We start from the raw sequence: 22,040 nt of genomic DNA, 5'->3' as shown, positions 1-22,040 counted from the left end.
GAGACGACCAAACGAACGCGCTTTCATTGGCGGTCCCCCTTCTTGCCGAACAGCAGCGATTCGGGATGACGTTCCAGATAGTCCGCAAGCGCATTCAAGGACTGCAGCGTTTGCGTGAGCGACTGCATCGCCTCATGAACGTCCGACTGCATCGGCGAATTCTGCCCCAACGTCGACTCTGCCGCGCTGAACGTGCGTTGCGCGGCGGCCAGCGTGTCGCGCGCCTGCGGCACGACCTGCTCGTCGAGGTGACCGAACAACTGGTTCGCATGCGCGAGCGCGCCGTTCAGATTGTTGCCGATCCGGTCGAACGGAACCTGATCGAGCTTGCGCGCGATGTCGGCGATCTGCACCTGCAGTTCGTCGAGCGTGTTGGGCACGGTCGGCAGTTCCACCGGCGTGCGGCGCGCGTCGACGCTCGCGTGCGGCGCCTTCGGGAACATGTCGAGCGCCACGTAGAGCTGACCGGTCAGCAGGCTGCCGGTGCGCAACTGCCCGCGCAGCCCCTGGAGCACCAGGTGCTGGAGCAGTTCGTGGCCGCCGGCCGTATCGGGCGCGGGCAGCGCCGTATCGCTGTGTCGGCTCAGTCGCGACGGATACAGCGCCATCGCGACCTTCATGCTGAAGTTGCGCGTGTGTTCGTTGTACTCGATCCCGATGTTCGTGACCTGACCGAGCACGATGCCCCGCAGATCGACCGGCGCGCCGACCGACAGCCCGCGCAGCGACTGGTCGAAGCGCATGACGACCATCAGCGGCGTGCCGTCGGGGTCGCGCATCGCGTCCGCTTGGTCGGGTGCGAGCCGGAACGACGTGTTGTCGGCTGCCTGCGGCGCGTCCGCTTGTCCAGGCGGCGACTGAAACGCGAGACCGCCGACGATCACGGTCGCCAGCGACTGCGTGTTGAGTTTCAGGCCGCTCGAATCGAGCCGAAGATCCACGCCGCTTGCGTGCCACCAGCGCGTATTGACGCTGACGTACTTGTCGTAGGGCGCCTTCACGAACGCCTGAACGTCAACGCCGGTACCGTCCTTGTCGAGCGAGAATCCCACGACCTGACCGACCTGCAGATGCCGATAGAACACCGGCGAGCCGATGTCGACCGAGCCCAGCGAGTCGCCGTGCAGCAGGTAGCGTCGGCCCTGCTGGTCCGCGGTGACGGCAGGCGGCGTCTCGAGACCGGTGAAATCGGTCTGCTTCTGCGGCGAGCGGCCGAGATCCGCGCCGATGAATGCGCCGGAGAGCAGCGTGCCGAGGCCGGAAATGCCGGTGGCACCGACGCGCGGTCGAACGACCCAGAAGCGCGTATCGCGGTTCGCGAAGCGCGCGGCGTCGTGCGTCAGCTGAATGCCGACGACCACGCGCTTGAAGTCGGGGGTGAGCGTGATGGTCTGGACGGAGCCGATATCGACGTCCTTGTAGCGGACCTTGGTCTTGCCGGCTTCGAGGCCCTCGGCGTTTGCAAACGTGACCGTGATCGTCGGACCGTTGGCGGTGACGGTCCGGATTACGAGCGACAGCCCGATCAGCGCGCAAACGAGCGGCACGATCCAGACGAGAGACGGGATCCAGCGGCTGCGCGGCCGGATCTCGGGTGGAGAAAAATCGAAAGAAGACATCGTTTTGGGATTCGAAATAAAGCGGGCGCTTGCGCCGGTTCAAGGTTGGTGATGGGCGGCGACGGGGCGGGGCGCACCGTCCCAGATGAGCCGCGGGTCGAACTGCATCGACGCGCACATGGTCAGCACGACCACGGCGCCGAACGCGAGCGCGCCGGGGCCGGGCGTGATGTCGGCGAACGAGCCGAAATGCACGAGCGCGATCGTGAGCGCGACGACGAATACGTCGAGCATCGACCAGCGGCCCACGCGCTCGACCAGCCGATGCAGCCGGGCTCGTTCGAGCGGCCGCCATTGCACGCCGCGATGGACGGCGATCGCCTGGAATGCGAGGGCCGCAAGCTTGAGCATCGGCACGAGCACACTCGCGATAAACACGATGACGGCGAGTGCCCAGTCGCCGGACGTCCAGAAGTACGCGACACCGCCGAGTATCGTGTCGTCCTCGGCCCGGCCGAGCGAGGTCGCGTGCATGACGGGCAACAGGTTCGCCGGGATATAGAGCAACGCAGCGGCAGCGACGAGCGCGCCCGTGCGCGCGATGCTGTGCGGACGGCGCGCGTGCAGCGGCGATCCGCAGCGCGTGCAGCGCTCGCCGCATGTGTGTGCCGGCTGCACGCGCGCGCAGAGGTGACAGGCGATCCATCCCGCGGCGCTGGCCGTCATGCCCGCCGATCCGCTGCTTTCCGCGGCCCGGGGCGCAGCATGTCGCGTCGTGTCGGGGCGGGGCGGTTTCGTACGGTCGGCATCGCCTGACCGCAGTGCGACGAGTTCGTCGTGCGCTTCCCACAGTCGGGCCGGTTCGATCGTCGACAGCACGCAGAGCATCACGGTAAGCCCGGCGAACGCGAATAGCGCGGGCCCGGCAAGCACGTGTGCGAGGCTCGTCAGCTTGACGATCGTGATGAGCACGCCGAGCATCAGCACCTCGACCATGCTCCACGGCCGCAATCGGTGAATGGCGCACAGCACTTGTGCGAAGTGGAGCGGTACGCGGCCCGCGCGCAGCGGCGCGAGCAGGTACAGCCATGCGGCGAGCTCCAGAATTGGAAACAGCATCGTCGTGCAGAACACGAGCGCGGCCACCAGCGGCTGACCGTTCGACCATAGCGCGCGAACCGCGTCACCGAGCGTCGCATGCGACGCGATGCCGGCCGCATCGAGCGCAACGATCGGAAAGGCCTGCGCGACGCAACACGTCACCAGCGCGGCGACCGTCAATGCGCACAGCCGGTCGAGCGAGCGGCGGCCGTGCGCCGCACCGCTCACACGCGCGCGGCATCTCGGGCAGTGTGCCGTGAGCGCGCGCAGGCGCGGCGGACGCTGAATCAGCAGGTCGCATTCGTGGCAGGCGACCAGGTTGTCGGATTTCATCGGGAATCAACCATGCGGGTAATGAAGGCGCGGCGCCGCGCGATGCACGGTACGCCGGGCACCGGGCTTCGAGATTGCGGACCGGTGCGGCCCGAAGGCGCGCGGCCGGTCCATCGACGCAAGCAGCGGCTATTGCCGGGCCGCAACCGTCGTGCCAGTAGCGGGCGGCAGTTCGCCCATTGCCTGCAGCAGCGCCGCCGTATCGGTCATCCGGCGGCTCGCGGCACGCACCGCATCGAGTTCCGCGTTCAGATAGAGTTGTTCGCTCGACCGTTGCGCGGACATCGGAACGGCACCCAATGTGCGGCGTTGCGCCGTTTCATGGAAAGCCTCGCCTGCCGCGCGCGCCGCGAGTTCGTTCGCGGCCAGTCCTTGCGCGTCGTTGTCCAGCGCGGCGAGCGAATCGGCGACGTCGCCGAATGCGGACAGCACCGCCGCCCTGTACTGCAGCACCGCGGCGTCGTACGCATCGCGCGACGCCCGCCGGTGAGCCAGCAGCGCACCGCCGTGGAAGATCGGCTGCGACAGCCCGGCGCCGACGGCCCACAGGCCGCCCGCGCCCGACAACAGCGCTGGCCAGCTGAAGCCGCCGCGCCCCATCGTCGCAGTGAGCGACAGGCTCGGGAACAACTGGGCGGTCGCCTCGCCGACGTCCGCCGATGCCGCCTTCACGGCTGCCGCGGCCGCGCGGATGTCCGGCCGTGCCTTCAGCAGGTCGGACGGCACGACCACGGGCACGTGTTCCGGCAGCGACAGTCCGGTGAAGGAGGGGACCGGCGGTGGCGCGTCGGGCGTGCGGCCCAGCAGGATCGCCAGCGCGTGAACCGCGCTCGCACGCTGCTGGCGCAGCGGCGGCAGCGTCGCGGCGAGCGACGCCGCGACCTGCGTCGACGCCAACGCCTGCACGTGGGACACCGCGCCGAGCGCGTAACGCTGCTGGTCTTCGAGTGCGGATGCCTCGGCAACGGTGACCAGGCGCTCCGTCAGCAGGATCTGGCGGTCGAGCGTCGCGGCGCGGATGGCGGTGCCGACGATGTTGGCCGCCAGCGCACGCCTTGCCGCTTCGAGCTCGCAACCGTGCACGTCGACGCGCGCGGCGCTCGCCTCGTTCGCATATCGCGTGGCGCCGAACAGATCGAAGGTGTAATGCGCCTGCAGTTGTCCGACGAATACGTTGTAGCGCAGGCTTTGCGCGCCTGCGCCGGAGATGTCCGGCGTGCGCGTGCGGGCCACCTGCGCGTTCGCGTCGATCGACGGCAGCGTCGACGCGCCGATCTGCGCGCGCAGCTCCTCCTGCGCGGCGGTGAGCGTCTTTTCCGCCGCGGCCAGCGTCGGGTTCGCGCGCAGGCCTTCGTCGACCAGCGCGTCGAGCGCGCTGGACCGATACAGGCGCCACCATTGCGGAACGGGCGCGGCGCCGACGTCGAACTGCTGCGCGACGCCTGCCGCTTCGGCGGTGCGCGGCGCCTGAGGCGTCGCGCCGTAGTGCGCCGGCGACGGCATCGCCGGCGGCGTGCTGCTCGGGGCCATTGCACAGCCGCTCAGGCAGAGCGCCGCGCTCGCGGCGAGCACCGATGTGGTAAGGGGAAATTTCATCAGCATGTCTCCGAGGACGCGACGTCCATCGCGCGCGACTCGCGTTCGTCGCTGCGCACCTTGAAGCAGGTCGCGTAGAGGGCCGGCAGGAAGAAGATGGTCAGCACCGTCGCGATCGTGATGCCGCCCATCAGTGCGGTGGCCATCGGGCCGAAGAAGCCGGAACGCAACAGCGGAATCAGCGCGAGCACCGCGGCCGCGGCGGTCAGCATGATCGGCCGGAAGCGGCGCACGGTCGCGCCCACGATCGCGGTGAAGCGTGGCTGCCCGGCCGCGATGTCCTGGTCGATCTGGTCGACCAGGATCACCGAGTTGCGCATGATGATCCCGAACATCGCGATCACGCCGAGCAGCGCGACGAAGCCGAACGGCTTGCCGAACAGCAGCAGCGCAGCGACCACGCCGATCAGGCCGAGCGGAGCCGTCAGCACGACGATGAAGGTGCGCGAGAAGCGCTTGAGCTGGATCATCAGCAGCGTCAGCACCGCGATGATCATGAGCGGCATCTGCGCGTTGATCGACGTCTGGCCCTTCATGCTCTCCTCGGCTGCACCGCCGATCTCGATCCGGTAACCGGTCGGCAGCGTGGCGCGCAGCGTAGCCAGGGTGCCGTCGATGGCGCGCGTCACGCCGATGCTCGGCGCTTCGCCACGAACGTCGGCCTGCACCGTGACGGTCGGCTGGCGGTCGCGTTCCCAGATCACGCCGTATTCGAGCGTGTCGCGCACGTGGCCAATCGTGCCGAGCGGCACCGGGCCGTGCGGCGTCGGGATCGCCAGGCCGGCGAGCTGCGACGGGGCGATCCGTTCGCGCTTCGGCGCGCGCAGGTCGACGTCGATCAGCTTGTCGCGTTCGCGATACTGCGTGACCGTATAGCCGGACAGCGTCATCGCGAGGAAACTCGACACGTCTTCCGACGTCACGCCGAGCTGGCGTGCCTTCAGTTGATCGATTTCGAACGACTCCGATCGCTCCGCCGGCTCGTCCCAGTCGAACTGTACGTTGCGCGTGCGGGCATCGGCGCGCATCGTGTCCGCGACTTTTTCGGCAATGCCGCGAACGGTCGCGATGTCGTCGCCGCTCACGCGGAACTTGATCGGAAAGCCGACGGGTGGCCCGTTCTCGAGGCGCGCGACGCGCGTGCGCACGGTCGGGAAGCGGCTTGCCAGCGTCGACTCGAGCCAATGCGACAAGCGGTCGCGCGATTCGACGTCCTTGGCCGTGATCACGAACTGCGCGAAGTTCGGCTGCTGGAGCTGCTGGTCGAGCGGCAGGTAGAAGCGCGGCGCACCGGTGCCGACGAAATCGACCACGTGATCGATTTCAGGCCGACCGTCGAGCACCTTCTCGAGCCGCGTGGCCTCACGCAGTGTCGCGTCGAACGAAGCGCCTTCGGGCAAACGCATGTCGACCAGCAGTTCGGGGCGCTCCGAGTTCGGGAAAAATTGCTGTGGCACGCGCGTGAATGCCGCCATCGCGATCGCGAACAGCACGGCCGTGACGCCCAGCACCACCCAGCGGCGCTCGATGCACGCCGAGATCCATCCGGACAGCCGCCGGTAAAAACCCGTTTCATAAACGTCCTGCCCATGTGCATGAGCGTCGTGATGCTGCTGCTCGGGCAGCATGTGGTAGCCGAGCAGCGGCACCAGCACGACGGCCGCGAACCACGACACGATCAGCGAGATCGCGGACACCTCGAAGATCGACCGCGTGTATTCGCCGGTGCTCGATTTCGCGAGCGCGATCGGCAGGAAGCCGGATACCGTGACGAGCGTGCCGGTCAGCATCGGGAACGCCGTGCTCGTGTAGGCGAAGGCCGCAGCGCGCGCGCGGCTCCAACCCTGCTCGAGCTTCACCGCCATCATTTCGACGGCGATGATCGCATCGTCCACCAGCAGCCCCAGCGCGAGCACCAGCGTGCCGAGCGACACCTTGTCGAGGCCGATGCCGAACACGTGCATGCACAGTGCCGTCACGGCGAGCACGATCGGAATCGTGATGACGACGACCATGCCGGTGCGCAGGCCCAGCGACACGAGGCTGACGACGAGCACGATCGCGACGGCTTCGCCGACCGCTTCGACGAAATCGTCCACTGAGTGCTTGACGGCATGCGGCATGCTCGACACCGCGGCCAGCTTCAGTCCTGCGGGCAAACCAGCCCGGAGCTCGGCTGCCTTCGCGTCGAGCGCCTTGCCGAGGTCGATCACGTCTCCGCCTTTTTGCATCGTGACGCCGATGCCGAGCACCGCGTGACCGTTCGTACGCATCTGCGTGACGGGCGGATCATCGTAGCCGCGCGTGACCTTCGCGACGTCGCCGAGCCGGAACGTCCGGCCGTTCACCGTGATCAGCATGTCGGCGAGCGCCTGCGTGTCCTTGAACGCACCGCTCGGCCGCACGAACACGCGGTCGTCCGCTGTCGTGATCGTGCCGACCGGTGCGACGGCGTTTTGCGCATCGATGGCCTGCGCGAGTTGCTGCGGCGTGATCGCGAGCCGAGTCAGTTGCGCGTTCGAGATCTCGACGAATACGTGCTGGGCGGGGTCGCCGAAGTAGTCGACCTTCGCGACACCCGGCACGCGCAACAGCACGGTGCGCAGCTTGTCCGCGTAATCGTGCAGTTGCGCGGGCGAGTAGCCGTCGCCTTCGAGCGCATAGATGTTGGTATAGACGTCGCCGAATTCGTCGTTGAAGAACGGGCCGACAGTGCCCTTCGGCAGCGTCGCCCGGATATCGCCGACCTTCTTGCGCACCTGATACCAGGTTTCCGGCACCTGGTCGACCGGCGCCGAATCCTTCATCGCAAAGAAGATCATCGACTCGCCGGGGCGCGAATAGCTCTTGATGTTGTCGACGTAAGGCGCGGCCTGGAGCTGGCGGCCGATCCGGTCCGTGACCTGTTCCTGCACTTCGCGCGCCGTGGCGCCCGGCCAATAGGTCTGGATCACCATGGTGCGGAACGTGAACGGCGGATCCTCCGATTGCGCGAGGCGCGTATAGCCGATCATGCCGAAAATCGTCGCGAGGCCGATGAGGAAGATCACCAGTTGCTGATGGTTCAGCGCCCATGCCGACAGATTGAAATGGCCGTCGTCGCGCGACGCGGCACCGCTTTGTGCGCCGAGCGCACCGTCCATCGAGGACCGGTGTTCTGGAGCGTTCATGATGCGAAGTCCTCCGCATGCAGCGGCGGCACGACGCGCACGTGCTGGCCGGTACTCACCGTATGGACGCCTTGCATCACGACGCGCTCGTTTTCCGCGAGGCCGGACGTGACCGTGACCGTACGCTCGTCGTAGCGTCCGACCGTTACCGGGCGCAGTTCCAGCGTGTCGCTGCCTTTGCGAATGACCCAGACCGCCGGCGCTTCGCCGCGATGGAAGAGTGCGGTGGCCGGCAGCGTGATCGCGTGGTCCGCGGCGGTGTCGGCGGCGCCGTCGAACGAGATGCTGGCGGTCATCCCGGAGCGGACGTCCGGCCCCGGCGCGACCAGCGTCAGCTTCACGCGCCAGGTGCGGCTTTGCGGATCAGCCGCCGCCGCGACTTCGCGCACGCGTGCGTCGAGCACCTTGCCCGGCAGTGCCGTCAGGCTGACGTGCGCGGTGCGGCCGACCGCGAGACCGCGCAGATCGCGCTCCGCGACGTCGCAGACGATGTCGAGGTCGCCGCTCCAGTCCAGATGAAACACCGCCTGGCCGGGCTCGACGTTCTGCCCGGTATCGACATCCTCCGACGTGATGACGCCGCCGTGATCCGCGACCAGCGTCGCGTAGCGCAGGTGATCGCCCGCGAGCGCCATTTGCGCGAGCGCGGAATCGCGTTGCGCGACCGCCGATGCATACGCGTCCTGCGTTGTCTCGAGCTGCGCGGGCGCGATCAGGTTGGCCTGAGCCTGCGCGCGGTCGCGATCCAGTTGCTGCTTCGCATAGGCGAGGCGATGCTCGGCGGCATCGAGCTGCGCACGCGCGTTCAGCAACGTGTTGTGCAGATCGGCCGGATCGAGCATCGCGAGGGTCTGGCCGGCCTTGACGGTGTCGCCGATTCGCACGCGCCGCTCGACGATCTTGCCGCCGACCCGGAACGACAGCGGCGTCGAATATCGCGCCTGAACCTGCGCGGGCAGCACGCGCTGCACTGCGCCGTCGTCCGCATGAACCGGCAGCGCGACCACCGGTTGCAGTTCGGGCGCCGGGGCCTCGTGCGAGTGGCAAGCCGCGAGAAGAATCGCACAGCAGGCGAATGCGATCGGGGCGCGCCGAAGCGGTGGCGCGATGCGTGTCAGAAACGGGCGCGTTGAAGTCCGCGCGTCAAGTCCGGGTGATTTCACGATGTTTCCAAGACAAGTGAGGGTCTAACTAAAAATGGTTCGGCGACCACGTCGGGTCACCCCGGTTTATGCAGGCGCGCGCGGGCGTCTCCGCCGACGGTGCGCATGACGATCAATCAGTACTCCGACGTTTGAGGTGCAGATCGTTCCGATTGCCGACATGACACGGCTTGCGCACGACGATGCGCCGCCGAGTGTGCCGACGGGGCCGCCTGCGCGTCACCGACGCTCGCTGGCGTGGGTCCGGAACAGTGTCTGGACAGGAACCGGTTCTGCCATTTTCGAGATTAGACTCATAACTGATAATATTGTCAAGTATGAGTGAGTCATCTAAAATTGCAGCATGCAGAAAATTCTTATGGAAAGGGAAGGTGCGCTCGTGGACGACAAACCGGTCCGGCCGCGTCGCCCGAACGCGTCAGTGGCCGAAGCGGAACAGCGTCAACCGCGCGGTGCCCGGCGCAAGGAGGCGACACGTATGCGCTTGCTGCGGGCGGCGTTCGGCCTGATGGCGGAAAAGGGCAGGGACAACGTCGCGATCAGCGAGATCACCGAGGCGGCGGATGTGGGGTTCGGCTCGTTTTACTACCACTTCGAATCGAAGGACGGCATCTTCGCCGCGCTGACCGAGTGGGTGTTCGACGATTTCGCGGACGGGCTCGAGCGTCTTGCGAGCGGTCTGTCGGATCCGGCCGAGGTCGTGTCGGTTTGCGTGCGTCACACGCTGATGCGCGCGCGCCGCGAGCGGCTCTGGGGACGGTTCCTGATGCGGGAGGGCTTTTCCGCGCGTGCGCTCGACCACGGGCTGGGCCGGCGTTTGCGGCGGGACAGCGAGCGCGGAATCGCGGTACGCCGCTTCGTCGTCGGCGATCCGTTCATGAGCGTGCTCGCAATGACGGGGACGATCCTGGCGGCGATCGCGGCGGAGTGCTACGCGGCCGACACGGCTGCGGGCGATGCGAGGAAGCCGGGGGGAGACGAAGGCCGGCTCCCCGAGCGGGCTGCGGCAATGGTATTGCAGACGCTCGGCCTGACGCGCGCCGAAGCAAAGGACGTGGCGAACCGACCATTGCCGCCCGGCGACTTCACCGCCGCTGAGAGCAGTTGACGGTTGGGTGCCGCCGGCGCATGTCCGGCTGATCCAGTTGAGTAACCACTATCATGTCCGGCGGCGAGCACACCGCCGGGCTCAATTTGATCCGCGGTTGCGGGATATCGCAGCAGGAGTGTTGGGCGACTCGGCGAACGGTATGAAAAAGGAGGTTTGATCGTCGAGCGCGTCGATACTCTTCACTTTATTTGACATAAGCTAAATTATCGACAAAATGGGGTCGGTGTTAAAATTGAGGCTTCACGTCGGCCACGCTTGTCGGTTGCCGGCTCCGCCGAGATAATTTCCTTTCGGGCGCCCGCCGGTGCCTGCCAACGGAACACATGACCAAAGATCTGGGCACGCCCGCGTGGGCTGAAGATTATCGCCGCTGGTTCACCGAGCTCAAGCAGCGCGTCGAGCGTGCGCGACAGCGCGCCATGGCCAGCGCGAATCGCGAGCTGGTCTCGCTGTACTGGCAGATTGGCCGCGACATTCTCGACCGGCAGCAAAAACAAGGCTGGGGTGCCGGCGTCGTCGACCAACTTGCGCGCGATCTCAAGGCGGCGTTTCCGGACATGCGCGGGTTTTCTCCGCGCAACCTCAAGTACATGCGCGCCCTGGCTCAAGCTTTTCCGCAGCCCGAATTTGTGCAACAGCCCGTTGCACAATTACCTTGGTCGCACGTCGTGACACTGCTCGACAAACTTGACGACGCCCCGCAGCGGCATTGGTATGCGGAAAAGTCGCTCGAGCACGGCTGGTCACGCAGCATGTTGACAATGCAGATCGAAACGGCCGCCCATGCGCGCGCCGGCAACGCGGTAACAAATTTCGCCGATCGGCTGCCGCCTCCGCAGTCGGATCTCGCCCGCGAAGCGCTCAAGGACCCCTACATCTTCGACTTCCTCGGCCTGACCGAGAATGCCCAGGAGCGCGACATCGAACGTGCGCTCACGCAGCACATTACGCGCTTCCTTCTCGAACTGGGCGCCGGGTTTGCATTTGTCGGGCGTCAGTACCGCCTGGAGGTGGGCGGCGACGAGTTCTTCATCGATCTCCTCTTCTACCATCTCAAGCTTCGCTGCTATGTTGTCGTCGAACTGAAAACGACGCCGTTCAAGCCCGAATACGCGGGGCAACTGAATTTCTACCTTTCCGCGCTCGATGCGCAGGTCAAGGCGCCGGAAGATCAGCCAACCATCGGTCTGCTTCTGTGCAAGGAGAAAAATCGGCTTGTCGCGGAATATGCGCTGCGCGGCGTGGCCAAACCGATGGGCGTGGCCGAGTATCAGCTCATGCGGGAGGTACCGGCGTCGCTGGAGACAGGTCTGCCAACCATCGATCAGATCGAGGCCGAGCTCCGTCCCGATCTTCCAGATGCCACTGCATAACGCGCAAGGCCGATAACTCGAATGAGCTGCAATGAAAGAACTGAAATTAGATCAGGTCGTGGGAGAATTCTTGTCCACGGGGCCGTGCAGGCCGGATCTCAGCGCCCTGTCGATGCTTGACCGCCGACGCCAGGCATGAAGAGCCTGTCATCGCTGAAACCAGACTGGTCGTTTTGTGGTGCACGGAGGGCGTTGCGACAGGCGACAGAAACACCATGCCGCTAATCCGAATTAGCGGCATTGAACGCCATGCAAGCAACGCCCAGCCGTCGCGGCATGGCAGTGCAAGTCCAGGTTGGACGACGGCAGAAACGGGCTCACGGTCTTGTGCAAGGCTACGCTTCCAGCGCCGCGGCGGCGGCCCGCCTCATCAGAATCGCCCCTGTTAGCCCACCCTGCAGCGACCGCGGCGATCGCACGACATGGCCGATTTTCGGTGGATTCTCGCGCAGCGTTAGAATAGCGCCCCTTCTCATGGGAGACGACAATGTCCTGGTTCGTTTACGAAGTGCCCGAATACCACGAAGACGCTGCGCGCATCGAGCCCTTCAGCGATCTCCGTAGCCGTGTGTTGAAAATCAGTGGCCTCGCCATGGCCGACGAACTGGAAAGCGTTCGCGAGAACGCCGCGGCGACAGCGGACACGCCCGAGCGCCCCCTGCGGACGCCGGAAAATCCGCATGTCTTTCCGATTCCTTACGCCGACTCCATGATTCTGGTCGGGTTCATCTTCGATCTGAAACGCGAATTCCGGCAACTGGTCGTGTCACCCGTGGAAATGCCCTGGCTGAACGACGCGTAACAGGCGGTCAGAACGGAAGCCGGCGGGAGCGTTGCGCCTGTTCTGGAGCCGGGTCCGATTATCCAGTGCACGCTTTCGGATACGCTTGCCTCGAGTTGGACGCGCGCGTCGGGCTGAATCGAGCTGCGCCGCTATTAAAACAGGGGGAGCTGCCGTGGATCTCGAATGGGTACCCAGACGCGTTCGACATCTTTCCCTACACGTTGCATCCAGGCGACCACAGGGACGTGCGCCCCATCGACGATCAAGTCGAAGGCAAACGCTTCAAACCCCTCCCGCACACAATGCGTCAGAGGGCGCCACGCCGGCGTCCAACCTCTCGCGCGCGTGCGCGCTAGTAATTGACGTTTGGTCAGGCCCGGCACGCACTCACGAACGAAACAGGTACAGGCGTCGGGCACCGACTCGGGAGGGAACGTCGGCGGTATCGCGAAGCCCGACAGTCTCAAGGTGTCTGTCGCCCACGGTTCTCTACAACAACGACAACTGAGCCGGTATGCTTGTGCGAACTGCTTGATCGCTTTCCTTTACCGCCGGGCCCTGTCGTTCCGTGGACTGAGTATCCCCGTCGTCCTGTCGAAACTTCCGCACCCAATCGACGCCAAGCACATCGGATGAGAACACAACGCCAGGCGCAATCTGAACAAGCTGGCTCATCGGCAGTTGCTCCTAAGCGGACTGAACGTCGAAGTGCGCAGCAGCGTAGCGCGCGCTGCAGTTCCACACTTCGACGCCGTCACGGGTGAACGTAGCCCATCCATCTTTTACGATCATCTCTGCGCGCGGAAATATGTCGCCATGCCCGTTTGCCGTGGCGGCAAAGACTGTCCGCTCACGACACGTCGCCCAGTATTTCCCATCGGGTAACGATGTCGACATCGTGCTCAACCGTCTTTCGGGCTTATTGTTCGATCAAGAACCGATCGCGGTTCTTCGCGCCCGCAATCCATTGGGGAGCCTTGCCACGCCCGCTCCAGGTCGCGCCGGTCTTCGGGTCGCGATACTTCGGCGCGATCGGCGCCCGCGTGTTCGTCGCAACCGCACGGCGCCGCCCGAAAAGCTGCTCCGGTGTGATGCCATATTCGGCGATCTGCTCACGCATCGTCGTGATGATGCTGTCCAGCTCGGCGAGCCGCGCTTCTTCTGCTTGCTGTGCCAGCGCGTCTGCCTGCGCTTTAAGTTCGCGATAGGTAGCCATGAGTGTGACGGGATATCCTCTTGGAAAATTGGTCAGTGAGTGAATAGCGTCCCGGGATGGCGAAAGGCTGTTGACTACGATGCATGCACATTATATTCCCGCGAACTTCCCGCTAAATTGAAATGTCGCGGTGTTTGAGCTGGCAAGCTGCCTGCTTCTGCGGATATGCGGGAGCCGACCATGCAGCCAGCCGGTTTGGTTTCACAGCGGCGATCCCGGCGATTCGCTTGCCGCCCGTCCCGAGATCGGACAGAATCGCGACGACCGAATCCGCTCTGACGTCCTTTCGTGCGACGCGGCGGATCTCAATTGGGCGTGCAAATGCCTCCTTTCATCGAAGCAATCTTTGGCTGGGCCGCCATCGTGCTTGGCGCACTCGGTCTGCTCTGCATGATGATCTGGCCGCTTACCCCGGACCGGTGGGTGTTCGACGCCGGCTATGCATGCGTTCCCGACGGCCGAAACCTGATCCTGTCGCCGCGCCGCCTGCGCTTCAGCCATTTCGTCTGGTGGTCGCTCGGCTTCGGCCTCGGCGCCCTGGGGCTGGCCTGCGTGATCTGCGTACCCGCGCTCGTTGGGCCGCTGACCGAAGACGAACCACGTGCATGGTACGAATGGCTCGGTCTTGGTATCACGGGCGTATTCATCGTCTGCGTGGGCGTGTTGCTGATCTGGATCGGCCGCAAGCTGATGCGCGCGCGCTGGTTTGCCGGCCCGTTGCACGAAACCCGCTTCTGCTGGCGCGACGGAGAACGCTGGATCGATATCAGCACGACCCGCCTGCTACGCAAGCCGATACTGAATACGTACGCGTGCCGCGATCTGGAGCGTCTGCTGGTGGGCGGCCGGCGAAGCGTCGATGGCGCAGTCGTGGGCGGCTCGCTGACGCTGCTCCAGAGCGAACTGGTGCAACTCGTGCTGGTTTTTCGCGACCGCAAGCCGATCGACCTGATGGGCCGGGTCAACGATGGCGCTGGCGCGCGTCACATGGCGGACATGATCAGTACCTGGTGCGGCGTCGACGTACAATGGATCGACGGCTTGCCCGACGTGACGCCTTTCAACTTCGACCGGATCTGACCTTGCCGGTCGTGGACGACCGAAGTTACACACATAACCAAACGAGAGAGATTCCGGGAAAATGCTTCGTTATGCTTGCCTGTTTGCTCACGACCACCCGTCTACACCCAACAGCGTGTGGGATATCGACAACGGCCAGATGGACGGCTGGGCCGAATGGTTCGAGCAGATTCCGCAACTGTTCCTCTATCTGATCGGCGACGCAGCGAATCTGCCGCAAGTCGCACCGTGCGCGATGTTCGGCGATGTCGAGTCGCCCGCCTGCCTGATGGCGCCGATGGCCGAGGTGCGGGAACGCTGGCATGCGCTGGATCGGCACATGCGGCCGCGATTGCCGCAATTGCCGGACGACGCCCGGGCGCAATGGGCGCACATGCATGCCACCGTCGCCACGACGACGCGCGAATGGCTGATCCTCGACTGCAGCCCGTTGTGCGACGCGGCCATCGGCACGCCCGACATGGACGCATTCCTGCAGCAGGTGCGACAACGCTGTGCCGAATGGGGCGCCGTAGCGGAGCCGGGCGCCGGCGACCTGCCGCCCATCCTGTTGCCGTTGCTGAGCGACGCGACAGGGCAATGGGGATGGTGGAATCCGAACGTGATCGAACGCATTTACACGATCGAAGCGCAGCCTCATGACGAATGGCCGGATGATCTGCGGGCGTGTTACGAGCCGGCAAGGGACTGGCAGCCCTGGGTCGACGAGGTGCAGGCGTACTATGTGAGGCGACTCGATCGCGCCGCCGGCGAATCGGCTCCAGCCGACTCCGATCGAGTGCGCGCCGCGGCCGGGCTCGTCACGCCATATGGACGCTGGCTCGTGCACCCCGACGACGGAGCGGAATGGATCGACGTCGAGGCAGGCTATATCGTCATCAGGCAACACGGTGACTGGAATGCCGGGATTCCCGGCGGCCTCAAGGACCTGAATGGCCGGTGGTTCGTACCGCCATCGGCCGGCTACGTCGATTTGTCTCCCCTCACACGAACGCTGGCGCTGGGGCGACGTTCGCCACGGTCCGAAGGAATGGACAGGACGGTCGAGTTGCTTCGTTGGCCCGGTGGCGAGCCGCTGTTCGACGACCTGACCGGCGGGATGCTCCACGATGACGGCAAGGTCCGCATCTTCCATGCCGACGATACGGTGTCCGCTCTCGATGCGGTAACCGGTGAGCCGCTATTCGACACGCGTTACAAGAACGTGTTCGCGTTCCACCGGAAGCTCCGCCTCGCGGTGGTCGAGTGGTGTCCGCCCGAACAGCCGTCGCCGGGCCATCCGGGCGTCCTGCAGGGTGTGGTGCACGAAAGCGGCCGGCTGGTCATCCCCTGCACATACGCACACATCCATCACGCTTACAAGCAGCCACCGAAGCTCCTGCACGGGCGCCAGTTGCTGGCGATTACGGCGGACGGGCGCCCTCATTTCTACTCGCCCGACGGTGTCCTGCTGGCGGCGCCGGAGTGCGACATGAAGCCGTGGATCTGGACGCCGATAGTGAAGAACAACCAGGTCTTGGCGTTCGACCACGAAGGCATGGACGCGCGAGCGATCTGGGTCGCGTTGAGCGACTACAGTTTCACCGAGACCGGCGAAACCCGTGCCGATTGCGTGAACATGCTCACGGAAGGCCTGAAAGACTGGCTGCCGAAGTAAGGATCGCGCGTCTGCGCGGTGCCGTTCGGTGTGTCACGCCGGCCGATCCGGACGTGCGTTGGCGCAAGGACAGGCCCTTCCAATTGTCGCCGTCGTGCCGTGGTACGAGGCGGCGCAAAAAATTACAACACGCAATGGATATCCAAGACCACACGTTACTGAGCGCCATCCTGAAGCGCCATGGTCAGCCCGAAGGGCACGCGATCGATTGTTTCGGCACGCCGGAGGACCGCGAGGACTTCATCTATTTCACGGTCTTTCCGGATCGGTTGCAGTTTGACCTGAAGCGGATCTTGACGGATGTCGCAAGCCTGCGCTTTCGCTTCACGCTATATGCGCTGGAAGGAGCGGTACGGATCGAACGCACCCTGCTCGACGCCGAAGGCGCCAACCGGCGCATTCGCGGCGCACTTGGCGATCACTACACAAAGGACAAGATCGGCACGCCGTTCGACGACGTGTCGGAGGACGAGCGCGAATGGGTAGCGTCCGCGCTGCGGGCATTCCACACGTATTTCATGAAACCCGCAACCTCGGCTTGATCACACGATGACAACGACACGCCGCATGTTCCATCTCCGCATCGCACTCCCCCTCTCCGTCATCGCGATTACGGTTGCGGGCGCCCTTGCCTACGGCCTCTACCAGATCATGCCCATGGGCGAACCGCTCGGGCGTCACGAGGTGATCGGCGAACTCGATGGTCCGGCGTTCGGCCCCTACACACGCGTGGTGACGTACCGTGATGCAGGTCGTCTGCTGCTGACCACCGAAACGACCGTGTCGCCGAACGACATCGCGCAACTCGAACGTGCCGCCGTGCTCGATACGCAAGTGCCGGCGCTGCGAGAACGGCTGCTGGCGCAGCAACGGCAACTGGTCGTGGCCGGTGCGGCGAATGCGCTGGTAAACGGGCACACGGATCTTGCCGCGAACATGATCGTTGCCGGCAAGGCCGCCATGGAAGACACGAAGCGCAGCGTGGTCTATCGTGACCGGCCGGCCGGCGGTTTTGATCTGCTGGCGTCGGTCGGCAGCAGCAACGGCGTGACGCTCATCGGCACGCCGCAGGGCCGCACGCTGTATCTGGTCACGAGCACCATCCGCCACTCTGGCGAAAACGGGCAGCCCACTGCGTGGGACACGTTCCGCTCGGACGATCTGGGAACGCACTGGCGCTACGATCCCGATATCGTGTTGTCCCCGACGCTGACGTATCCGGCGTTCCTCACGGAGAATCGCATCGTTGCGATGGAGGACAAGCAGTTGCTTTACAGCACGGATGGCGCGCGGCATTGGTCGTCCATCGCGATCACCGAACGCGTCTGGCCGGATGCGGAAACGCTCGATCGGGCATACGAAGAAAGAGCCGGTACGCAGGCTACCGAAAGCCTGACCTACGATTGGTCACTGTACCCGGTGGATGCGGAGCGTGCGGTCGGCTGGAGTTGGCGTCAGCTCGTGCAACCCAACTCGAACGTTCGCGGCAAGACGCTCGAGACACGCCGCTTCGAGGTGCGGTTCCGCAATGGTGGACCTCCGGATATCGTCGTCACGCCGGGCATTCATGAAGTGCCCGAGCAAGATCGGTATCGGCAGCTCGCGGTAGACCAGACGGTATTCGGGACGATCGGCAACCGCATCTACCGCCTGGACAAACCCACGCTGTCCTGGCGCCAGGTTGCCACGACGCCCGACGTGCGCGGGACGACGGCACGCATCGATCAAGCCTGGTTCGGCCGTCACGCGTGGGTGGTCTCGACGCTGGCCGATCACCTGCTCTCGGGCGACACCTACACGACAACCTTCTTCCGTTCGCATGACGAGGGCAAGACCTGGCAACCGTTCCGTCTGTCGCAGGAGCAGGAAGGTGCGCTGCTGGGTCTGGACGATGCGGGCGGTGCGCTGCTGATTCACGCAGTGCACGGCGACAAGACGGTGATCGAGCGCTATCCGCTGGACTGAATTCCGCGTGCATGACGAATGGCACGGGATCGATTTCAGCATTCCATCGCAACGTGATCCGCAATTCAAGTCGCGCAAGATATGAATCAGACGGATAAAACGAAGAACGACATGCACATCCGCTTTGCAAGATTGTCGATCCTGGCAAGCGTCATCCTGACGTCAATGCCTGTCATGGGCCAAGGGGCAGACTCCGGCAGCACGGTCGACCATGCAGGACGCTGGCACGAATCCGGAACCGTGCTTGAATACGGCGATCCCGACACGGACGGGAACGTGCTCTATGTCGTATGCGACGCCGGGCGGATCGGTGTCTCCGTGATGGTCGACGGCAGCGAATGGCAAGACGGTCAGCACGCGACGATCAGACTCTCGTCGAACTCCGGAAAGCTTCTGATCGGCGCAACCGCCCAGCTATCCGACCTGGACATGTATGCGAACGGCGAGGTCCGCGATCTCGCGAGGTTCTACCGACTGTTCGACGGAACCGGGGATCTCCATATTGTCACGCGCGACCGCGATATTGCGCTTCCGTTGCGCGGAGCAAAGGCGAAAATCGACCGCCTCAAGGCGGCCTGTTCGCCCTCGCCTGCACACCGGCGCCCGCCACCCGCACATCCGGCGAACAGGCACGATTGATTCGTCGTGTCAGGTGCCGACCGGCTGGCCATCTTCGTCGAACACGGTGACCGTTTCGGTGCCCGCCTGCTTGACTTCATAGCGAAACACCTTGCTGTCCTCGTCGTGTTCGACCTCGAACGCCACGATATCGTCGTCGGGCAATGTGCCGAGCCGCACGAAGCGACGGGTAAAGATGTCCGGCACGTCCTTGCCGGGACGGGTCCCCACGATCCGGCCGATCGAGTCGTCGATCGATTCGTAATCGGCCGGCAGACGCCATTGCCCTGAAGCATCGAGCACGCCCCATCGCTCGTGTTCGCAGGCGGCCCAGCATCGGCTGCCGGAGTGCAGCAGCACGGTCAAGGCCGTATAACGGCACGGGATGACCTGTACCCCGTTGCGATCCACCACCCCGAACTTTCCGTCGTACTGCACCCGCGCATATTCCCCGCGCCAGAACGCCCATACGCGCTCGTACTGCACCGGCGTAATCGCGTTCCCGTGGCTATCGATATGTCCGTATCGGTCGCCTTGCCGCACGATTGCAACTTCCATCCATGAATCGAAGCAGATCTCGTCGTAGCGCGGTGGCACCAGCGTCTCGCCCGTGATGGCCATCACGCCCATCTTCCCGTCTTGCTCGAACACTTCGACTTGCTCGTAGTAAATCGAGGTCAACGGTTCCCACCCGTAGTCGTAGTGGTCCTGGTTGATCAGTTCGCGAAAACTGGTGACATCTTCTTCCGCCAGACCCTCGCACTGGTCGAGTATGGCGGGATCGTCGGCCTCGATCGCGTGCTCGATTCTCGCGTTGTCGCGCTCGATGCGTGCCAGCAACGCCTGGGCCAGTTCGACGTGCGGCTCCGCCGACAGGTTGAACACATCCCATCCGTTCAGATGAAAGTACCGGTGGATCGCGCGATTTTCGAGGAATGCGAATATCTTGCGCTTGGCTTCCCGGAACGCGTCGAGATCGTCGATCAGGCGGTCGGCATGACGCTCCAGAAACGCGTACAACCTGGCCATCCGCGCTTTGCCGCCCTCCGCTTCGGCATACATTCCGTCGTCATTGCCGGTATCGTTGCAACGATTGCGTGCAAGGAATGGCGCTACCGCCAGCAGCGGACTCAACACCGTCGGGAAGTCGTAGTTCCACTCCACCATGTTCAGACATGGCGTGTCGGCCGGACCGATGTCTTGCAGATTGAACATGTACATGCGATGCGCCATCGAGGTTCCTTGTCATGAGTGACGCGTTGGCAAATCAGCGTCCGGATGCTTATGTCATGTCTGCCGGCGTTACGTTTTCCGGCGTCTGATCGACAGCAAATCAAGCGTCGCAGCCGGATTCCGCGCAACGGAAACGGGCCATCGAGCGATGCAGCGGGCGGAATGGGTTTCACAGTGCGATTTTGTCTCGTGCAACCACGCCAGAAGCAACTGAACTTCTACCTTTCCGGGATTCCCTTGATTCCGATGCACTTCACCGCGGGAGCCTGATGAAGCGTGATAAGGGCTTCCGATCCGCGCCTACAATAATATCCAATAAAATCGAATACTCTCTGCCGGATTTTTATTCATGCCGCATTGGGTTGACCTGAGGCGGAATTTTGTAGCCAGTCAGGCAGTGAGTCTCGCGTCGATTGAGCGGCCAGGTTGTATTCTATGGCCAGTTCGTGATCATGATGGCATTCGGCTATCCTGTTCGGGCTCCGTCGCGCGCGTGATCAACAATCGTGATGCGGGGAGACCCCGTGTGCAAACCCGCCGCGCCCGCTCGCCTACCGCTGCGTGCTGCTCTCGTCAATGGCACCGGCCAAGACAGTTCAGTGGTGCGCGACCAGTGAACATTGTGGATTCACGCATCATGTACTCGATCTTGCCCGCGTTCGTATCTGCGTTGTTTCTAGGGTTTGGCCTCTACGTGCTGGCCACCAAGGGTCTCACGCGCGTATCCGTCCCGTTCGTCTTGATGTGCGCGACGACCTTCGTCTGGCAGGGAACATGGGCCTTCCTGTTCCAGACGACCGAGGCGGACGTCGCCAACTTGCTGGTCAAGGCAGGCTATCTGTTCATCCTTTTTCTGCCGACGACCTTCTATCATTTCGTGACGGAGATCGTGTCGCGTCGGGACGAGCGGCCGATCATGTTCGCATCCTACGGACTCTGCGTCCTGCTGGCTGTGCTGCTGGTCACGAGCAATATGGTCGTCGATGGATTCCGCCCGCATTTCTTTGGCGCGTATCCCAAGGCGGGCCCACTGCATCCGTTGCACGTCGTGCAGACGGTATTCCTGGTCGGCCGCAGCGGTTGGCTCCTGATCGACGCAAGACGACAGGCGCGAGCGCGAGACGTCCGGCAACTGCTCACTCAATGTCTCGTCAGCCTGGGCCTCTACTCGCTCGCAGCCACCGACTATGCGGTGAACTACGGTGTCGAGTTCTATCCGGTGGGGGTGCTGTTCATCGCGATCAGTCTCGGGATTCTCGCGACATCGATCGTCCGCTATGGCCTGATGGGCCCCTATCTCCTGGCCGCGACGGTTGCGCACGAAGTGGCCACGCCGCTGGCGGCGATCGGCCTGCACGCGGACGAGCTGCGCACCGTCCTGCCGGTGCTGCTGCGCGGGTATCGGCTGGCGGTGGAGCACCGGTTGTGCGCCGACGGCTTGTATCCTGGGCAGCTGGAGCGGCTGCCGACGCTCGCGTCGTCGATCCGGCGCCAGGTCGACACCACGAGTACGGTGGTCGAAATGTCCCTGGCGTCCTTTACGCTGGACCGACTCGATCGACACGGCTTCGCGGCCTATCCGATACGGGCCTGTGTCGACGCCGCGGTGGATCGCTTTCCCTTCCGTCCGGGTGAGCGAGACCGCGTATCGGTCGGCGCGATCGATCCGGACCTTCGGTTCTCCGGATCCGACTCGCTCGTGATCTTCGTCATCTTCAATCTGCTGAAAAACGCGCTGTACGCGATCCACGCAAACGGCCGCGGGCAGATCGAGATCGACGCCCATCGCAGCAACGGTTACTGCGTGGTGCGTTTCAGCGATACGGGCCCGGGCATCGCCCCCGATGTACTCCCTCGAATCTTCGACGCCTTCTTCTCGACCAAATCGCATGGTCGCGGCGCCGGCATGGGCTTGAGTTTCTGTCGCCGCGTATGCGAAGCGCTCGGCGGCACCATCGCGTGCGAATCCATCCCCGGCGTCCGGACCACGTTCACGATTCGGCTGCCGGAGCCCGGTTCGCCGGCGGACCAGGCATTGCGCGATCCGCCGGCGCCCACCCGGCGCTATCGCATCGGGTAAG

The 22,040-nt window shown here is 64.4% G+C and carries 17 protein-coding genes; 9 read left to right on the top strand and 8 right to left on the bottom strand.

Annotated features, from left to right (window positions below):
• Positions 1-23 precede the first annotated feature (23 nt).
• From LXM88_RS03280 to LXM88_RS03260, 5 genes are all read right to left on the bottom strand, one after another.
• Entirely contained in the window at positions 24-1,619 is a 1,596-nt protein-coding gene (locus LXM88_RS03280; RefSeq protein ID WP_262530504.1) for a PqiB family protein, read from the bottom strand.
• Between the two features lie 39 nt (positions 1,620-1,658).
• Positions 1,659-2,993: a paraquat-inducible protein A gene (locus tag LXM88_RS03275; protein ID WP_111021528.1), complete on the bottom strand. Its 1,335-nt coding sequence runs from the start codon at positions 2,991-2,993 to the stop codon at positions 1,659-1,661.
• A 129-nt stretch (positions 2,994-3,122) separates the two neighbouring features.
• A complete protein-coding gene (locus tag LXM88_RS03270; RefSeq protein ID WP_262530503.1) occupies positions 3,123-4,589 on the bottom strand; it encodes an efflux transporter outer membrane subunit in 1,467 nt (488 codons plus the stop codon).
• Positions 4,589-7,732, bottom strand: a complete 3,144-nt coding sequence (locus tag LXM88_RS03265) for an efflux RND transporter permease subunit (RefSeq protein WP_262531634.1) — start codon at positions 7,730-7,732, stop codon at positions 4,589-4,591. Before LXM88_RS03265 ends, LXM88_RS03270 begins: the two co-directional genes overlap by 1 nt.
• Before the next feature lie 23 nt (positions 7,733-7,755).
• Entirely contained in the window at positions 7,756-8,922 is a 1,167-nt protein-coding gene (locus LXM88_RS03260) for an efflux RND transporter periplasmic adaptor subunit (protein ID WP_262530502.1), read from the bottom strand.
• Positions 8,923-9,265: 343 nt separating this feature from the next.
• Here LXM88_RS03260 and LXM88_RS03255 point away from each other — a divergent pair, with 343 nt between their 5' ends.
• The 3 genes from LXM88_RS03255 (at position 9,266) to LXM88_RS03245 (ending at position 12,208) form a co-directional block, all read left to right on the top strand.
• Positions 9,266-10,030, top strand: coding sequence for a TetR/AcrR family transcriptional regulator (locus tag LXM88_RS03255; RefSeq protein WP_412524080.1), 765 nt, complete (start codon positions 9,266-9,268; stop codon positions 10,028-10,030).
• A 326-nt stretch (positions 10,031-10,356) separates the two neighbouring features.
• Positions 10,357-11,406 carry a PDDEXK nuclease domain-containing protein gene (locus tag LXM88_RS03250; protein WP_262530501.1) on the top strand — a complete coding sequence of 350 codons (1,050 nt, stop codon included), beginning with the start codon at positions 10,357-10,359 and terminating at the stop codon, positions 11,404-11,406.
• A gap of 487 nt (positions 11,407-11,893) precedes the next feature.
• Positions 11,894-12,208, top strand: a complete 315-nt coding sequence (locus tag LXM88_RS03245) for a helicase (RefSeq protein ID WP_262530500.1) — start codon at positions 11,894-11,896, stop codon at positions 12,206-12,208.
• 669 nt (positions 12,209-12,877) lie between these two features.
• Here the strand turns inward: LXM88_RS03245 and LXM88_RS03240 are convergent.
• Positions 12,878-13,087 (bottom strand): hypothetical protein, encoded by a 210-nt coding sequence (locus LXM88_RS03240; RefSeq protein ID WP_262531631.1) that lies wholly within the window; start codon positions 13,085-13,087, stop codon positions 12,878-12,880.
• 22 nt (positions 13,088-13,109) lie between these two features.
• A complete protein-coding gene (locus LXM88_RS03235) occupies positions 13,110-13,406 on the bottom strand; it encodes an H-NS histone family protein (RefSeq protein WP_262530499.1) in 297 nt (98 codons plus the stop codon).
• A 309-nt stretch (positions 13,407-13,715) separates the two neighbouring features.
• Here LXM88_RS03235 and LXM88_RS03230 point away from each other — a divergent pair, with 309 nt between their 5' ends.
• From LXM88_RS03230 to LXM88_RS03210, 5 genes are all read left to right on the top strand, one after another.
• On the top strand, positions 13,716-14,486 hold the full coding sequence (locus tag LXM88_RS03230; protein WP_262530498.1) for a hypothetical protein: 771 nt from the start codon (positions 13,716-13,718) through the stop codon (positions 14,484-14,486).
• A gap of 61 nt (positions 14,487-14,547) precedes the next feature.
• Positions 14,548-16,143 (top strand): DUF7822 domain-containing protein, encoded by a 1,596-nt coding sequence (locus LXM88_RS03225; RefSeq protein WP_262530497.1) that lies wholly within the window; start codon positions 14,548-14,550, stop codon positions 16,141-16,143.
• A 134-nt stretch (positions 16,144-16,277) separates the two neighbouring features.
• Positions 16,278-16,685, top strand: coding sequence for a hypothetical protein (locus LXM88_RS03220; RefSeq protein WP_262530496.1), 408 nt, complete (start codon positions 16,278-16,280; stop codon positions 16,683-16,685).
• Between the two features lie 25 nt (positions 16,686-16,710).
• Positions 16,711-18,108 (top strand): hypothetical protein, encoded by a 1,398-nt coding sequence (locus tag LXM88_RS03215; protein WP_262530495.1) that lies wholly within the window; start codon positions 16,711-16,713, stop codon positions 18,106-18,108.
• Between the two features lie 81 nt (positions 18,109-18,189).
• On the top strand, positions 18,190-18,747 hold the full coding sequence (locus tag LXM88_RS03210; RefSeq protein ID WP_262530494.1) for a hypothetical protein: 558 nt from the start codon (positions 18,190-18,192) through the stop codon (positions 18,745-18,747).
• 9 nt (positions 18,748-18,756) lie between these two features.
• Here LXM88_RS03210 and LXM88_RS03205 read toward each other — a convergent pair whose 3' ends face one another.
• Positions 18,757-19,959: a WG repeat-containing protein gene (locus LXM88_RS03205; protein ID WP_262530493.1), complete on the bottom strand. Its 1,203-nt coding sequence runs from the start codon at positions 19,957-19,959 to the stop codon at positions 18,757-18,759.
• Between the two features lie 637 nt (positions 19,960-20,596).
• On the opposite strand from LXM88_RS03205, the gene LXM88_RS03200 reads away from it, so the two are divergent.
• Positions 20,597-22,039, top strand: a complete 1,443-nt coding sequence (locus tag LXM88_RS03200; RefSeq protein WP_262530492.1) for a sensor histidine kinase — start codon at positions 20,597-20,599, stop codon at positions 22,037-22,039.
• The last annotated feature ends 1 nt before the right edge of the window (position 22,040 follow it).

This window comes from Burkholderia sp. S-53 (genome assembly GCF_025560745.1).
GTDB lineage: Bacteria > Pseudomonadota > Gammaproteobacteria > Burkholderiales > Burkholderiaceae > Burkholderia > Burkholderia pyrrocinia.
This window is presented reverse-complemented; position numbering and strand designations above follow the sequence as displayed.

What these genes read in the sequence shown, in the direction of transcription:
- LXM88_RS03280 (WP_262530504.1), bottom strand. Translation starts at nt 1,619, where the DNA reads ATGTCTTCTTTCGATTTTTCTCCACCCGAGATCCGGCCGCGCAGCCGC.
- LXM88_RS03275 (WP_111021528.1), bottom strand. Translation starts at nt 2,993, where the DNA reads ATGAAATCCGACAACCTGGTCGCCTGCCACGAATGCGACCTGCTGATT.
- LXM88_RS03270 (WP_262530503.1), bottom strand. Translation starts at nt 4,589, where the DNA reads ATGAAATTTCCCCTTACCACATCGGTGCTCGCCGCGAGCGCGGCGCTC.
- LXM88_RS03265 (WP_262531634.1), bottom strand. Translation starts at nt 7,732, where the DNA reads ATGGACGGTGCGCTCGGCGCACAAAGCGGTGCCGCGTCGCGCGACGAC.
- LXM88_RS03255 (WP_412524080.1), top strand. Translation starts at nt 9,266, where the DNA reads ATGCAGAAAATTCTTATGGAAAGGGAAGGTGCGCTCGTGGACGACAAA.
- LXM88_RS03250 (WP_262530501.1), top strand. Translation starts at nt 10,357, where the DNA reads ATGACCAAAGATCTGGGCACGCCCGCGTGGGCTGAAGATTATCGCCGC.
- LXM88_RS03245 (WP_262530500.1), top strand. Translation starts at nt 11,894, where the DNA reads ATGTCCTGGTTCGTTTACGAAGTGCCCGAATACCACGAAGACGCTGCG.
- LXM88_RS03240 (WP_262531631.1), bottom strand. Translation starts at nt 13,087, where the DNA reads ATGTCGACATCGTTACCCGATGGGAAATACTGGGCGACGTGTCGTGAG.
- LXM88_RS03235 (WP_262530499.1), bottom strand. Translation starts at nt 13,406, where the DNA reads ATGGCTACCTATCGCGAACTTAAAGCGCAGGCAGACGCGCTGGCACAG.
- LXM88_RS03225 (WP_262530497.1), top strand. Translation starts at nt 14,548, where the DNA reads ATGCTTCGTTATGCTTGCCTGTTTGCTCACGACCACCCGTCTACACCC.
- LXM88_RS03220 (WP_262530496.1), top strand. Translation starts at nt 16,278, where the DNA reads ATGGATATCCAAGACCACACGTTACTGAGCGCCATCCTGAAGCGCCAT.
- LXM88_RS03215 (WP_262530495.1), top strand. Translation starts at nt 16,711, where the DNA reads ATGTTCCATCTCCGCATCGCACTCCCCCTCTCCGTCATCGCGATTACG.
- LXM88_RS03210 (WP_262530494.1), top strand. Translation starts at nt 18,190, where the DNA reads ATGAATCAGACGGATAAAACGAAGAACGACATGCACATCCGCTTTGCA.
- LXM88_RS03205 (WP_262530493.1), bottom strand. Translation starts at nt 19,959, where the DNA reads ATGGCGCATCGCATGTACATGTTCAATCTGCAAGACATCGGTCCGGCC.
- LXM88_RS03200 (WP_262530492.1), top strand. Translation starts at nt 20,597, where the DNA reads ATGTACTCGATCTTGCCCGCGTTCGTATCTGCGTTGTTTCTAGGGTTT.